This window comes from Glaciimonas sp. Gout2, assembly GCF_035018905.1.
GTDB lineage: Bacteria > Pseudomonadota > Gammaproteobacteria > Burkholderiales > Burkholderiaceae_D > Glaciimonas.
This window is the reverse complement of the sequence record NZ_JASJXA010000004.1, coordinates 204178-218601: the sequence shown is the minus strand read 5'-3', so window position 1 is coordinate 218601 and position 14424 is coordinate 204178. Positions and strand designations below refer to the sequence as shown.

The following is a 14424-nucleotide window of genomic DNA, read 5'->3' as shown; positions in this document are numbered from 1 at the left end:
TGCAAGGTCAAGAACAACTTCAAAGGTGGCTACGCCTGCAACGTCAGGAGCAACGTCAAAGGTGGCTGCGCCTGCAAGGTCAAGAACAACTTCAAAGGTGGCTACGCCTGCAACGTCAGGAGCAACGTCAAAGGTGGCTGCGCCTGCAACGTGACAACAGCTAAAAAATCAGCGAGAAAATTGGTGTTATGACGGAAGTATTTTTTAAAAATCTTTCCTTTCCGGTCATTGTGATTAAGTTGCAGTAGATGTTGTCATTGCAGATGCAGCCACCTTTGACACTGTTCTTGACGTTGCAGATGCAACCACCTTTGACGTTGTTCTTGACCTTGCAGGCGCAGCCACCTTTGACGTTGCGGTTGTTTTTGAATTGGTTCTTGACGTACCCGTCATGGACGCTGCCAAGTATTTCAGCTGTCAGTCGGGAATTGTTGGAAGACATGTTTGAGCGAAGCGAGTTGGTCTTTCAACCCGACTGGCGGCTGAAATGCTTGGAAACCCGAAGGGCAGCGTCAGTTGCGGTCGCCTTTTCTTTGGTTACTGTTCTTTTGGCGAAGCAAAAGAAAGTAACTAGCTGTCGGGCTACCCCCGACCAGCATCCACGGAGTAATAACCGTGTCAATAAACCAAAGCCGTCGACTAACACTATCCACCTAACGCCATATCAATCAACCACCCCTCTCATTAAGCACCGCCACAGCAGCCAACTCCTTCCCCTCCAAAAACTCCAAAAACGCCCCACCAGCAGTAGAAATATAATCAATCCGATCTGCAATCCCAAAAGCATTAATCGCAGCAACAGTATCCCCACCCCCAGCAATCGAATAAGCCGGCGACGCCGCAATCGCCTCCGCCACCACTCGCGTGCCGTCCGAAAACGCCGCAAATTCAAACACCCCAACCGGCCCATTCCACACAATTGTTCCAGCGCCCTGCAACGTCTTTGCCAGCGCTGCCGAGCTATCAGGGCCAATATCAAAAATCAGATCATCCTCCGCGACATCTCCAATTGCCTTAATCGTCGCAATCGCATCAGGTGAAAACCGTTTAGCACATACCACGTCACTTGGCAGTGGCACCGCCGCTCCTCGCGCCTGCATTTTGGTGATGATGGAGCGTGCTTCATCCACCAGATCAGGTTCCGCTAATGACTTGCCAATTGCCGAACCTTGCGCCAAAAGGAAAGTATTAGCAATACCGCCGCCGACAATTAACAGGTCCACCTTCTCAGCCAACGCATCCAAAATCGTCAGTTTGGTAGAAACTTTTGAACCGGCGACAATTGCTACGAGCGGCCTTTTGGCGTTCGCCAGCGCAGTGGTCAGGGCATCCAACTCTGCCGCCATCAAAGGTCCGGCGCAGGCGATCTTGGCGTGGTGCGCCATGCCTTCTGTGGTGGCTTCGGCTCTGTGCGAAGTGCCGAAGGCATCATTGACATAAATATCGCAGAGTGCCGCCATGGTTTTTGACAACGCTGCGCCGTTGCTTTTCTCACCAACATTACCGCGACAGTTTTCCAATAAAACGATCTCGCCATCCGCTACCGAAAACTCTTCACTAATCCAATTTTTCACTAATCTGACGGATTGGCCCAAATACTTGCCCAGAGACTCAGCCACCCGCGCGAGTGATTCGATGGGCTTTAGTTCGCCCTCAGTCGGCCGTCCCAAATGCGAGGTCACCATCACGCGAGCGCCAGCTTCTGCCGCGAAACGTATTCCCACTAACGCAGCGCGGATACGGGTGTCGTCCGTTATATTGCCCGCATCATCAATCGGAACGTTTAGATCGGCGCGAATAAATACGCTTTGCCCGGATAGCTGAACGGGTGAAAAATCGGTCAATTTCTTGAATTGCATAATGCGATATTCTCCTTGCGAATGTCTTGGTTAGACCATCCGGCGCTTCTTTGAGAGCGTCGGATGGTGCAGCTGCAAACGCTACCGCGACTATCTGACCATCTCATTTACTTCACTTACACAAAGTGAAGCCGGATTGGTGATTTGCTGGGCTAATTGCAATAACGAATCGATCAAGCCATCACACTCCAGCGCATCCAATCCTGCTGGCCCTGGATAGCCGTAACGGACAACGTAGACTCGAATATCCGCAGCGCGGGCGGCAGCGACATCGACACCAGAATCGCCGACCATTACCGCATTTTCCGGGCGCGTCTTCAAATAGTCGCAAGCGTGCAGAAGCGGCTCTGGTGCGGGTTTCATGGTCGGCAGTGAATCGCCGCCGACCAGAATGTCAAAGTAGCCATCAAGTCCGGCAATCTGCAATAACGATTCGGCCAGTTCAAAAGGCTTATTGGTGATACAACCCAATTTGTATCCGGCCAATTTAAAAGCGGTTAAACCTTCCCTGACCCCAGGAAAAACAAAACCAAAATGACCATTTGTCTGCCTGTAATGCCGATAAAAATGTGCGATTAAATCCTCTTCCGAAAAATCGACGATACCCTTAGTTTCTCGCACCCGACGAACAAGGTTCGGCACTCCCTTACCGATAAAATCGCACACTGTCTGATATGGCAATGGCCCGACCTGCAGATCGCCCAGCATGCGGTCGACCGCTGCAAAAATATCCGGTGCCGTATCCACCAACGTGCCATCAAGGTCGATCAGGGCCGTGCGTTGAGATGTATTAGTGCGTCCCATCATGTGCTCCTCATGACGGACATCGCACAGTCAACCATGCGCTCCGCGGTCAGTTTAAAGTGGTCATACAATTGTTCAGCGGGTGCCGACTCACCGAAGGTATCGATACCCATGGCGATGCCCCCTTCTCCAACGACAGCGCGCCAGAACCAGGTGATGCCGGCTTCGATGCTGACGCGTGGAATGCCGTCTGGTAGAACGCTCTTTTGGTAACCGCTATCTTGCGCATAAAATACCTCAACACATGGCATCGACACTACGCGAACTGCAATCCCATCTTGACTTAAACGCATCGCTGCCGCGGCAGCAATCTCTACTTCTGAGCCGGTCGCAATAAGCACAACTTGTGGCGCTTTAAGGTCCGCTAGCGACTCGCTCAATATATAACCGCCGCGAGAGATGTCGCCGATTTGCGTCGCATTGCGTACAAATGGTGTCAATGCCTGCCGCGAGAAAATCAGACAGGTCGGACCATCCGTACGTATGATCGCGGCTTGCCACGCCACCGCAGTTTCCACGCCATCGCACGGTCGCCAGAGTCGGTTATTGGGAATTAAACGCAAGCTGGCAGCGTGCTCAATCGGCTGATGCGTTGGACCATCTTCACCCAATCCGATAGAGTCATGCGTGAGCACATGAATTACCCGTTGCTTCATCAATGCAGCCATCCGAATCGCATTGCGCGAGTAATCGGAGAACGTCATAAATGTACCGCCGTACGGAATAAATCCACCATACAATGCCATGCCGTTCATCATCGCAGCCATGCCGAACTCGCGCACGCCATAACTCAGATAATTACCAATGCCATCGCTTTGATGATTGACCCACACCGATGCTTTGACATTGGTAAGGTTCGAGCCGGTCAAATCTGCCGAGCCACCAAAAAACTCGGGCAGCGTCGCACTAATCGCTTCAAGCACAATTTGCGAAGCTTTACGCGTTGCAATTTTCTTGTGAAGTTCGCCTTGCGTATTAATAAGCCGATCAAATACCGCACCTAAATCTGCGGGCAACGTTCCCGCTATCCGGCGATTCAATTCCGACGCCAATGCCGGATGTTCCGCTTGATACTGCGCAAACTGAACGTTCCATTCAGCCTGCCGCGCTTGACCAGCGGTGCGCGCATCCCACGCTGTCGCCATCTCGTCCGGAATCTCAAACGGCGCAGCAGTCCAGCCTTTTGCTGCGCGCATCGCCGCAATCTCCACAGCCCCCAATGGTGCGCCATGTACATCGTGACCACCGGCTTTGTTCGGTGCGCCCATTCCGATGATGGTTTTACAGCAAATCAAAGTTGGTTGACTACTCTGCGATTTAGCCTGACGAATGGCCCGATCAAGCGCCTCCACATCGTGACCATCGACTGCGGCAATCACATTCCAGCCATAAGCAGCGAAACGTTTTGGCGTGTCGTCAGCAAACCATCCTTTGACGTTACCATCGATAGAAATCCCGTTATCATCGTAAAAGCAGATCAACTTTCCCAGACCCAGCGTGCCGGCTAGTGAGCTGACTTCGTGACTGATGCCTTCCATCAGGCAACCGTCACCAACGAAGACGTAGGTATGATGGTCGATGATCGCGTGGCCGGGACGGTTGAAATTAGCGGCCAGCATTTTTTCTGCCAGCGCCATGCCAACCGCATTCGACAAACCCTGACCGAGTGGACCAGTCGTTGTTTCTACACCAGGAGTGACATCCACCTCGGGATGACCGGGCGTCTTGGCATGCATCTGGCGAAACTGTTTCAATTCCTCTATCGGCAAATCATAGCCAGTCAAATGCAATAATGCGTAGAGCAACATCGAGCCATGGCCATTGGACAAAACGAAACGGTCGCGATTAAGCCACTTTGGATCAGCCGGATTATGACGTAGATGGCGACGCCACAGAACATCTGCTATTTCCGCCATTCCCATCGGCGCACCGGGATGGCCGGACTTGGCTTTTTCCACCGCATCGGCGGCTAAAAATCGTAAAGCATCCGCTGGCGTTGCCGTCGTTACCGCTAATTTTTCTGGAGCGTTCATGTTGGTCCCCGGTCAGAGTAAACTTGCTGCGCGTTTTTTACGTTCCATCATACGCAGGATGAATGGTGTGAATATCAACTGCATCGCCAACTCCATCTTTCCGCCAGGTACAACGATCGTATTGGCACGCGACATAAACGAGTCATGCACCATATTGCGCAGATACTGAAAATCGATGCCCTTTGGATTGGCAAATCGAATCACCACCAAACTCTCATCAGGTGCAGGAATTTCCCGCGCGATGAAAGGATTCGATGTATCCACGCAAGGCACGCGCTGAAAGTTGACATGTGTATGCGAAAACTGCGGGCAAATATAATTCACATAATCCGGCATACGGCGCAGGATCGTATCGGTCACAGCTTCTGTTGAATAGCCACGCTTCGACTTGTCGCGCCATAATTTTTGGATCCATTCAAGGTTGATGACGGGAACAACACCAATCAGCAAATCCGGATGTTGGGCGATATTGACTTTCTCGGTCACCACCCCGCCGTGCAAACCTTCGTAAAACAATAAATCATTGTTGGGATCCAAATCTTCCCAAGGCGTAAAAGTGCCTGGCTCTTGTTTGTATGGTGCTGCTTCTTCTACGTCGTGCAAATACTTGCGACGCCGTCCGTTACCGGTTTTTGCATAGTTCGAAAATAGCGCTTCGAGCTCAGGAAAAAGATTGGTGTCAGGGCCGAAGTGACTGAAATTATTGTCACCACTCGCCTCGGCAGCAGATAGTTTTACTTTCATTTCCTGACGATCATAGCGATGAAAACTATCGCCCTCGACGATCACCGAACGGACGTTCTCACGACGGAAAATATTCTCAAAAGTGCGCGTGACGGACGTCGTTCCCGCCCCCGAAGAACCGGTAATCGCAATGATTGGATAGCGTTCGGACATGGTGATCTCTCAAAGTATTGGTGAGAATTACGTGATGCGGGTGCGGGGAAAATCCCTGCTATACATCAGAATAGTTGCGCTGCGGCTAAGTAAAAAAAATGAAACCGCACTATCGATAACTATTAAGCAGGAACCCGAAACAAACTGCGCTCATTGAATAACGGACTCGACAGCTCGTCCCTCACTGGCGCATGGTGATAAGCCTCTATCCGCTCGACCTCATTACGCGATCCAAAAATGAGACCAATACGCTGATGTAAAGAGGTCGGTTCAACTGACATAATCGCTTCACGCCCGGTGCTGGCTCTGCCACCCGCTTGCTCCATGATGAAGCCGATTGGATTGGCTTCATACAGCAGGCGCAAACGACCGGATTTACTCGGATCTTTGGTATCACGCGGGTACATGAATACGCCACCGCGCATTAAAATACGGTGCGCTTCCGCGACCATTGAGGCGATCCAGCGCATATTGAAATCTTTATCGCGCACACCGCTCTTACCGGCAACACATTCGTCGACGTAACGTTTAATCGGTTCTTCCCAAAAGCGACTGTTGGATGTATTGATCGCGAATTCATTGGTGTCGGGTGGGATTTGCAAATCCGGATGGGTGAGCATGAATTCACCCAGGTTAGGATCAAGCGTGAAACCGCTTACGCCAGTTCCAACCGTCAACACCAACATCGTTGCGGGGCCATAAATTGCGTAACCCGCAGCAACTTGTTGCGATCCGGGTTGCAAGAAACTGTCTTCGGTAACATACTCAATACCGTCCGGTGCACGCAGCACAGAAAAAATACTCCCCACCGCGACGTTGACATCGATGTTGGATGAGCCGTCCAGCGGATCAAATACGAGAAGATATTTTCCCTTTGGGAATTGCTCTGGAATCTGATACGGAAGTTCCATTTCTTCAGATGCCATTCCCGCCAATTGACCGCCCCACTCCGTCACATGCAAGAAGGTATCGTTGCTCATGACATCCAGTTTCTTTTGCGTCTCGCCCTGTACATTGACCGAGGCGCTCGTGCCATCAGATCCTGCAGCGTTACCTAGTACGCCACCTAACGCGCCAAAAGCAACCGCGCGCGCAATACTTTTGCAGGCCAGCGCGACGTTCAAGATCAAGCTATTGAAATCGCCGTTGGCTTCCGGAAATTGACGCCGCTCTTCAATTAAGAATTGGGTCAGTGTCGTGCGATGGTGGGTTAAAGGCATGCCGGTCTCCTATATATACTTACATTATTTTTTTAGATACGATTGTATTTGTAGTTGCATCAATTTTTACATCATCCGTTCTGCATTAAGCTGTGAACGCAGTTGCTGCATGATGGTGCGATAACCTTGATCAGCATCCGGCGCGCCGAACACGGCGCTGCCTGCGACGAATGTGTCTGCTCCCGCACGCTGAATCGCAAGGATGTTGTCTGCCTTGACGCCGCCGTCGACCTCCAGCCAGATCTCCTGACCACCAGCAGCCAAATGGGCATTAATGCGTGCACGCGCTGCTTTGAGTTTGGTGAGCGTACTGGGAATAAATTTTTGCCCACCGAAGCCCGGATTGACGCTCATCAATAGAATAATGTCAATTTTATCCATGACGTAATCCAGCACATCCAGGGGTGTCGCTGGATTAAAAACCAATCCAGCCCGACAACCGTGCTCGCGAATCAAGCTCAATGTACGATCAACGTGACGACTCGCCTCTGGATGGAATGTAATAATATTCGCGCCCGCTTTAGCAAACAGCGGTATCAACGCATCCACCGGCTCGACCATCAAATGGACGTCAATAGGTATCGTCACATGTGGGCGGATGGCTTCGCACACCATCGGTCCCATGGTCAGATTTGGTACGTAATGATTGTCCATCACATCAAAATGAATCAAGTCTGCTCCTGCAGCTTCAATGGCGCGGACTTCCTCGCCCAGTCGCGAAAAGTCTGCGGACAAGATTGATGGTGCAATACGAAGTCCCTGCGTTGTCGACATGGAAGAGATGTGTGGAGTAGTCATGTTATGCCGCTTCAAATAGAGTGCCGTAATGCCAGCGGCGCAGTGCCGCCAGGTCGACCCAACGCTGGTCGGCGCCGGGAACATGTTGATGCATGGGTTGATCCGGATCGCCAAGATGCGGCACTATCAGCAATGCGCCTGCAAACTGCTGACCAGCGGTAAAAGTACTCGGCGTGATCAACGTAGGAATCCCAGCCGCAACGGCTGCACGCAGCCCGTTCTCGGAATCTTCGAAAGCCAGACAATCAGCGCCGGGCAACCCAAGCGCTTCCAGCGCAGCCAGATATACATCCGGTGCAGGCTTTTTATTTTTGACCGTCGAGGCATCGCAGACCGCGACAAAGAACTGTCGCCAATCGTCGCCTAAAGACGTCCGCAATAGTGCATCGATGTTGGCCGGTGTGGTGGTGGTAGCAATCGCCATCGGCATACCCGCTGCGTGCGCCTCATGTATCAATCGCAAGATTCCAGGCCGTAAAGACAATTTGCCGCCACTCACCAGCGCTGCATAATGTTGCGTCTTAATGGCGTGTACGGCGTTGATGGTTTCCTGCACTTTGTAACCACTGGATTCGTCGGGGTCGATAATATTCCAGTAGTGCAGCAATCTTTCCTTACCGCCGGTCACGTCAAGGAGGCCGGCATAAAGTGATTCATTCCAATGCCAGTCAAGCCCGACTTCAACAAATGCCGCATTGAAGGCATTGCGGTGAGCGGTTTCGGTATCGGCTAACGTACCGTCCACATCAAAAATTAGCGCGCGTAGTGTCCCTGCGGTACTCATGCTGCTGGCAGTTTCGGCGGCTGCAACGTTATTTGGAATAGTTACCTGCGACTGCGTTTGCATTGTTAGTGCTCCTTTGTGTCAATCAGCGAAGGTCCCTGCGCAAATACGCGGCTTGCCAATAAATCGGGAGCGGTAATAGTGGTCAACGTCACGTCATTCGCTGCAGAGTCGGCATCGTTCATCAAGCGCGAAGCATGTCGCAAACGTGCACGATCCAGCGCATTACGTACACTGCGGGCGTTAGCAAAATGCGGCAACAACATACGACGATTCAGATAGTCAGAAAAGACTGCAACCGCCTCATCATCGAACCGATACTGCATCGTCTGCAACATTAGATCGGCAATCTGGGATAGTTCTCCCGTACTGTAATCAGGAAAATCGATGTGATGAGCAATGCGCGACGACATGCCAGGATTGGACTCAAAAAATTTATCCATCCGGTCTTTATAACCGGCCAGAATCACCACCAGATCATCGCGACTATTTTCCATCACCTGTAATAAAATTTCGATTGCTTCCTGCCCGTAATCACGCTCATTTTCAGGGCGATAGAGATAGTAAGCCTCGTCAATAAACAACACACCGCCCATCGCCCGTTTCAGCACTTCCTTAGTCTTAGGTGCGGTGTGACCGATATACTGGCCGACCAGATCGTCGCGTGTGACGGCGATCAGATGACCTTTTCTGACGTAACCCAGGCGATGCAATATCTCCGCCATTCGTAAGGCAACGGTGGTTTTACCCGTACCGGGATTGCCCGAAAAACACATATGCAGACTCGGTGCCCCCGCCGAAAATCCTCGTTCTGCGCGTAGCTTGTCGACTAGCAACAAGGCGGCAATATCGCGAATACGCTGCTTGACAGGTGCAAGACCAATCAATTCGCGATCCAGTTGCGCTAACAATTCGGTAATACCAGAAGCTGCCAATGCTTGTGCAAAGGGGTTTCCTGATGCGACCGGATCAACTGGCACGGCAGATAAGATATTCGGCGTTTGCATAATTCACTCGCTCTTAAAAAAATAACGGACTAGTACCGCGCACCTTCCGGCTTGGCTTGCACCGCATAACTCTCAATGCTGTAACGAATCGTCCGCCCCGCTTCCTCGTGCCGCACCAATCTGAAGCCAGGCTCGACTTCAGGACGATTGACGATGAACGCCATCACCAGCGACTCTACACCCTGACTCGAATCAAACGCCGTCAGGCGGATGTAATACTGGGGAAACGTCTTCCGACAATTGGTCAGTTCCTGCATAATGCCTGCCGGATCACGCAGATCAAACATCGGCGGTCCAAACATTTCCCAATAGGTGTTGCGTGGATGGGGATCGTCGGTATATTCAACCGCTAACGCCCAGCCTTTTTCGAGACAATAATCGATTTGCTTAGTGATTTGTGCGTCGGTCAGATCGGGCAAAAATGAAAATGTGCCTTGAGTAATTCGCATGATGATCCTCTTCAATTCTATAATTAACGTGATGCGCGGATGAACGATTTTTTACCGTAAATTCAGGTTTATGAAACCGAAGCAGTCGGTGCAAAATCAGACGTATCGGTTGATGCATAGTTGAATGAAATCTCACCCCATGTATCAAGCGCCGCTTTCAATGGTGTACACCACTTGGCTGCATCACGCAGGATTTGTGGTCCTTCATTTTTGATATCGCGGCCTTCATTACGCGCCAATACCATCGTCTCCAACGCCACGCGGTTAGCAACTGCGCCTGCCTGGATGCCTTGCGGATGACCGATCGTACCGCCACCGAACTGCAATATCACATCATCGCCAAACAGGTCCAGCAACTGGTGCATTTGTCCCGCATGAATGCCGCCGGAAGCGACCGGCATCACCTTGCGCAATGAGCCCCAATCCTGATCAAAAAATATTCCGCGCTCCAAGTCCATCTTGGTCTGTGTATCGCGGCAAATATTGTAATAACCCTGCACGATCATTGGATCGCCTTCAAGCTTGCCAACTGCTGTACCTGTATGCAAGTGATCGACACCGCACATACGGAGCCATTTTGCAATCACGCGGAACGAGACGCCGTGGTTCTTCTGACGTGTATAAGTGCCATGACCAGCACGATGCATGTGCAGCATCATGTCGTTCTGACGACACCAGTAAGACATCGATTGGATCGCAGTCCAGCCGACTACCAAATCGACCATGACGACCACCGATCCCAACTCCTTAGCGAACTCGGCACGACGATACATTTCTTCCATCGTTCCAGCAGTGATATTCAGGTAATGACCTTTGACTTCACCGGTTGCTGCGGTGGCGCGATTGACCGCTTCCATCACGAACAGAAAACGATCGCGCCAATGCATGAACGCTTGCGAATTAATGTTCTCGTCATCCTTCATGAAATCGAGTCCACCCTTTAAACCTTCGTAAACAACGCGGCCGTAGTTACGTCCTGACAAACCCAATTTAGGTTTGGTCGTCGCACCGAGCAAAGGGCGTCCAAATTTATCCAGGCGTTCACGCTCAACGATGATCCCGGTCGGTGGACCTGGGAAGGTTTTGATATAGGAAACCGGAAACTTCATGTCTTCCAGACGTGCTGCTTTTAACGGTTTGAAACTAAATACATTACCGATAATCGACGCGGTAACGTTGGCAATGGAACCGTCCTCAAACAATGACAAATCGTAGGCGACCCAACAAAAATATTGACCAGGATTGTTCGGTACCGGATCAACCCTATACGCTTTGGCACGATACATATCACAAGCGGTCAGGCGATCAGTCCATACGACGGTCCAGGTCGCAGTCGATGATTCCCCGGCGACTGCGGCAGCGGCCTCAATCGCATCAACGCCATCTTGTGGCGTGATACGGAAGAGGGCCAGGATATCTGTTTCCTTCGGCACATAGTCTGCATCCCAATAACCCATTTGGGCGTATTTCAAAACACCTGCTGAATAGCGCTTCTTTGAATCCATGATCTGACCTGCGTCGTTGCTTCCCATCGTGCTCTCCTCAGTTGGGCCGATACCCGTTTAACAACCTCAGGACTTTGTGTAAGTCCTTTTTAAGTGTCACCAAAAAATCGTGCAAATCAGGTGTATCGACGCAGGCATCACGCAGGTACGACAAGAAATTTCAACAACATCTACACGAGACTTTGGTTGCACTTGCCTATGGACTTCACTATATAAAACGACTAGCATCAGGTCTAATAAATAAAACTAAAATGTGCATCAGAAAATACTTATAGGTAAATCTTAATTCGAGGTTTTTTATGCGCCGCTACACTCTTCGTCAGCTGGATACTTTTCTTTTGGTCGCACGCGAACTATCGGTCTCCGGCGCGGCAGAAAAAATGCACGTCACGCAGCCTGCGGTATCGATGCAAATGCGGCAACTTGAGGAAGCCATCGGCATCCCGCTGTATGAACAGATTGGTCGCAAGATTCGCCTGACGGATGCGGGCCAGGATTTCCAACAATATGCGATTGGGGCCATTGCACAATTGAAACAACTAGAAGATGCGATGGCAGAAAGGCGTGGCCTCAAGAAGGGACGCGTGGAACTGGCAATCGTCAGCACGGCGAAGTATTTTGTGCCGATGCTATTGGTATTGTTTCGCAAAAAATTCCCTGCAATTGAAGTCGTACTGCAAATACACAATCGTGAAAGCATCATGAATTTGCTTGCGCGCAATGAGATTGATCTGGTAATCATGGGCCATGCGCCGGATACGCTGGATTGCACCGCCAACATATTTGCTACCAACCCGCTAGGTGTTATCAGCGCACCGCAGCATCCGCTGTCGCGCAGACGAAATGCGCCGCTGTCTATCCTCGAACACCATGAATTTGTCGTACGAGAAAAAGGCTCGGGAACGCGCCAATTGATGGAACGCCTGTTTGCGGAGTACAAGATCAATCCACCCATCGTGATGGAAATGCCGAGCAATGAAACGATCAAACAGGCGGTCATGGCGGGCATGGGACTGAGTTTTTTATCGTTGCGGACGATCCGGCACGAACTGGCATCCGGGCATTTGGTTTTGTTGGATATTGAAGGATTACCGATTGTGCGACACTGGCACGTGACGCATTTAACGTCAAAAAGGCTCTCACCAGCGGCCCACGTATTAAAAACATTTCTGATCGAAGAAGCAGCGCCGTTAATCAATCTTTGGGCTTAATCTCGATGGAGCACCAACGGCGTTGCGCCGTCCAACCATGTTATGTGGTGCGACGTTCAATACCCGCCGCTGAGTTGATTTTGCGTCGGCCCGATTTTAGCTCATTGAAAATGACTACAGGAAAACATTGCTTAGTTCCAACTGAGTTACAGACTAAGTTAGAACCCGAGCTGCGCAATTTATTCAATGCAACATCGAACCAATATTATGGCCGTAATATGCGTTGAAAAATGCCATCCCGATCAATCAGCAGATGCTTGAAAGCGGCCAAAACATGCAGCACGACCAGTGCCGTAAATACCGCACCTGCCACATAATGGATAAGGCCAAAAAGATCGCGCAAACCCGGATCTTCCCAGCCCCATTTAGGTAGAGGAATGCCAAAAAACTTCACACCATATTTGTTGAACGACGACGATATATAACCACTCGTCGGCTGCACAATCATGCATAGATACAACAGGCGATGACTCCATTGCGCAGCGCGTGCTTCCCAGCGCGGCATGGCGTTCGGCAACGGCGGCGCACGGTGTGTAAGACGCCAGGCCAAACGTATCAATATCAATACGCCGGTCATCACTCCGATGGATTTATGCAGGTTAAAATAAAACGCGCGCCCCGGCGTGCCTTTGGGTACATTGATCATGTAATAGCCCAATATAAGCATCCCGATGATTAACAATCCAACCAGCCAATGCAGGGCGATCGCAGGCAAGCGGTAACCGGCTAACCTGCCGCCGAACGTGCCTCTTGACCTGTCGTTAGACGCGTACTTGGTTGGCGTGGTCATCTGATAGCGACGCCCCAAGGTAATTCACCGACAGGGATTTCTTTACTCACCAGATTGGTATCGGTATCAATGACTGATACCGAGTTAGAGCGACCGTTGGCAACATACAATTTTTTGCCATCCGGTGTGATCGCCATATTCCACGGACGTTTGCCGACCGGAACAGTCGCCACCACGGTATTGGTCGCAGTATCGATGACCGACACTGTATAGTCTTTTCCGTTCGAAATATAAACACGTTTGCCATTTGGAGCCATGGTGACGCCGTTCGAGAACGTGCCAGCCTTTACCTGCGCGATCACTTTGTGGGTCGCAACATCGACTACATAGACCATGCTTTCAAGTTCCGCTGCGATGTAAGCACGCGTGCCGTCGGGCGTGAAGGCGATGCCGCGAGGACGTTTTCCGAGCTTGACCAGATCAACTTGCTCACGCTTGGTCATGTCAATGATATCGATCGAGTCTGCCTCTTCAGCGCTGACATAAAGCCATTTACCATTCGGGCTAAATTCCGCATGTTCCGGATTCTTACCCTTCGTCTTGATGATGAATTCTTGTTTGTTTGTCGCCGTGGAAATGAAATTCACCGAGTTGGTAATTTCACTTGCTGCCACGATCCAATCACCAGCCGGTGAAATCCCCACACCTTCAGGCGACTCTCCGACTGCTACAGAGCCGACAACTGCTCGGCTACCCAAGTCAACGATTGATAACGAATTGGTCGGTTGGTCACTGACGTATAAGGCTTTTCCATCATGGCGCACTGCCAGACCGCGTGGCTTGGTGCCTGCCTTGATTTCGCCAACGACGGTATCGTTGGCGGTATCAATAATAGAAATAGTGCCCGATTTTTCGTTAGGTACGTAAGCAAAAGGACTGGCGCTGGCAATGCCTGGCAACAGTCCGAGTGAAAAAACTGATAACACTGCACCGATCAAGATCGCGCCACGCACCGCGCCGAAAGCGGCGCCAGAAGTATGCGATGCACAGATAGGAAGACCATTGAGGGCAACGCTTGAAGAATTTTTACGCAGAAAATGACACTTCATGATGGTGATACCTTTAAA

Annotated in this window: 13 protein-coding genes; 1 reads left to right on the top strand and 12 read right to left on the bottom strand. The window is 50.9% G+C overall.

What is annotated here, in order from left to right; genetic code table 11:
* Nucleotides 1-668: 668 nt before the first annotated feature.
* From QN379_RS05505 to QN379_RS05460, 10 genes are all read right to left on the bottom strand, one after another.
* Nucleotides 669-1862 carry a phosphoglycerate kinase gene (locus QN379_RS05505; protein ID WP_323506180.1) on the bottom strand — a complete coding sequence of 398 codons (1194 nt, stop codon included), beginning with the start codon at nt 1860-1862 and terminating at the stop codon, nt 669-671.
* A gap of 87 nt (nt 1863-1949) precedes the next feature.
* A complete protein-coding gene (gene gph, locus QN379_RS05500; RefSeq protein ID WP_323506179.1) occupies nt 1950-2663 on the bottom strand; it encodes a phosphoglycolate phosphatase in 714 nt (237 codons plus the stop codon).
* Nucleotides 2663-4696, bottom strand: coding sequence for a transketolase (gene tkt / locus QN379_RS05495; protein WP_323506175.1), 2034 nt, complete (start codon nt 4694-4696; stop codon nt 2663-2665). The genes gph and tkt overlap by 1 nt, the downstream gene beginning before the upstream one ends.
* Before the next feature lie 12 nt (nt 4697-4708).
* Entirely contained in the window at nt 4709-5593 is an 885-nt protein-coding gene (locus tag QN379_RS05490) for a phosphoribulokinase (protein WP_322233725.1), read from the bottom strand.
* Between the two features lie 122 nt (nt 5594-5715).
* Nucleotides 5716-6813, bottom strand: a complete 1098-nt coding sequence (locus QN379_RS05485; RefSeq protein ID WP_322233727.1) for a class 1 fructose-bisphosphatase — start codon at nt 6811-6813, stop codon at nt 5716-5718.
* A 66-nt stretch (nt 6814-6879) separates the two neighbouring features.
* The gene (gene rpe / locus QN379_RS05480) at nt 6880-7611 is read right to left on the bottom strand and encodes a ribulose-phosphate 3-epimerase (RefSeq protein WP_322233729.1); all 732 of its coding nucleotides are present in this window, start codon (nt 7609-7611) and stop codon (nt 6880-6882) included.
* 1 nt (nt 7612) lies between these two features.
* Nucleotides 7613-8395, bottom strand: coding sequence for an HAD family hydrolase (locus QN379_RS05475; RefSeq protein WP_322240273.1), 783 nt, complete (start codon nt 8393-8395; stop codon nt 7613-7615).
* A gap of 65 nt (nt 8396-8460) precedes the next feature.
* Complete coding sequence (cbbX, locus tag QN379_RS05470; protein WP_322233732.1) at nt 8461-9402, bottom strand: CbbX protein; 942 nt, start codon at nt 9400-9402, stop codon at nt 8461-8463.
* Between the two features lie 29 nt (nt 9403-9431).
* Nucleotides 9432-9851: a ribulose bisphosphate carboxylase small subunit gene (locus QN379_RS05465; RefSeq protein ID WP_322233735.1), complete on the bottom strand. Its 420-nt coding sequence runs from the start codon at nt 9849-9851 to the stop codon at nt 9432-9434.
* Between the two features lie 68 nt (nt 9852-9919).
* On the bottom strand, nt 9920-11383 hold the full coding sequence (locus tag QN379_RS05460) for a form I ribulose bisphosphate carboxylase large subunit (protein ID WP_322233738.1): 1464 nt from the start codon (nt 11381-11383) through the stop codon (nt 9920-9922).
* A gap of 272 nt (nt 11384-11655) precedes the next feature.
* Here QN379_RS05460 and QN379_RS05455 point away from each other — a divergent pair, with 272 nt between their 5' ends.
* Nucleotides 11656-12567 carry a LysR family transcriptional regulator gene (locus tag QN379_RS05455; RefSeq protein ID WP_322233740.1) on the top strand — a complete coding sequence of 304 codons (912 nt, stop codon included), beginning with the start codon at nt 11656-11658 and terminating at the stop codon, nt 12565-12567.
* Between the two features lie 205 nt (nt 12568-12772).
* On the opposite strand, the gene QN379_RS05450 is transcribed toward QN379_RS05455, so the two are convergent.
* Nucleotides 12773-13357 (bottom strand): cytochrome b, encoded by a 585-nt coding sequence (locus QN379_RS05450; RefSeq protein WP_323506174.1) that lies wholly within the window; start codon nt 13355-13357, stop codon nt 12773-12775.
* The gene (locus tag QN379_RS05445) at nt 13354-14406 is read right to left on the bottom strand and encodes a beta-propeller fold lactonase family protein (RefSeq protein ID WP_323506173.1); all 1053 of its coding nucleotides are present in this window, start codon (nt 14404-14406) and stop codon (nt 13354-13356) included. Before QN379_RS05445 ends, QN379_RS05450 begins: the two co-directional genes overlap by 4 nt.
* Nucleotides 14407-14424 lie beyond the last annotated feature (18 nt).

What these genes read in the sequence shown, in the direction of transcription:
- rpe (WP_322233729.1), bottom strand. Translation starts at nt 7,611, where the DNA reads ATGACTACTCCACACATCTCTTCCATGTCGACAACGCAGGGACTTCGT.
- QN379_RS05450 (WP_323506174.1), bottom strand. Translation starts at nt 13,357, where the DNA reads ATGACCACGCCAACCAAGTACGCGTCTAACGACAGGTCAAGAGGCACG.
- QN379_RS05475 (WP_322240273.1), bottom strand. Translation starts at nt 8,395, where the DNA reads ATGAGTACCGCAGGGACACTACGCGCGCTAATTTTTGATGTGGACGGT.
- QN379_RS05460 (WP_322233738.1), bottom strand. Translation starts at nt 11,383, where the DNA reads ATGGGAAGCAACGACGCAGGTCAGATCATGGATTCAAAGAAGCGCTAT.
- QN379_RS05445 (WP_323506173.1), bottom strand. Translation starts at nt 14,406, where the DNA reads ATGAAGTGTCATTTTCTGCGTAAAAATTCTTCAAGCGTTGCCCTCAAT.
- QN379_RS05490 (WP_322233725.1), bottom strand. Translation starts at nt 5,593, where the DNA reads ATGTCCGAACGCTATCCAATCATTGCGATTACCGGTTCTTCGGGGGCG.
- tkt (WP_323506175.1), bottom strand. Translation starts at nt 4,696, where the DNA reads ATGAACGCTCCAGAAAAATTAGCGGTAACGACGGCAACGCCAGCGGAT.
- QN379_RS05465 (WP_322233735.1), bottom strand. Translation starts at nt 9,851, where the DNA reads ATGCGAATTACTCAAGGCACATTTTCATTTTTGCCCGATCTGACCGAC.
- QN379_RS05455 (WP_322233740.1), top strand. Translation starts at nt 11,656, where the DNA reads ATGCGCCGCTACACTCTTCGTCAGCTGGATACTTTTCTTTTGGTCGCA.
- cbbX (WP_322233732.1), bottom strand. Translation starts at nt 9,402, where the DNA reads ATGCAAACGCCGAATATCTTATCTGCCGTGCCAGTTGATCCGGTCGCA.
- QN379_RS05485 (WP_322233727.1), bottom strand. Translation starts at nt 6,813, where the DNA reads ATGCCTTTAACCCACCATCGCACGACACTGACCCAATTCTTAATTGAA.
- gph (WP_323506179.1), bottom strand. Translation starts at nt 2,663, where the DNA reads ATGGGACGCACTAATACATCTCAACGCACGGCCCTGATCGACCTTGAT.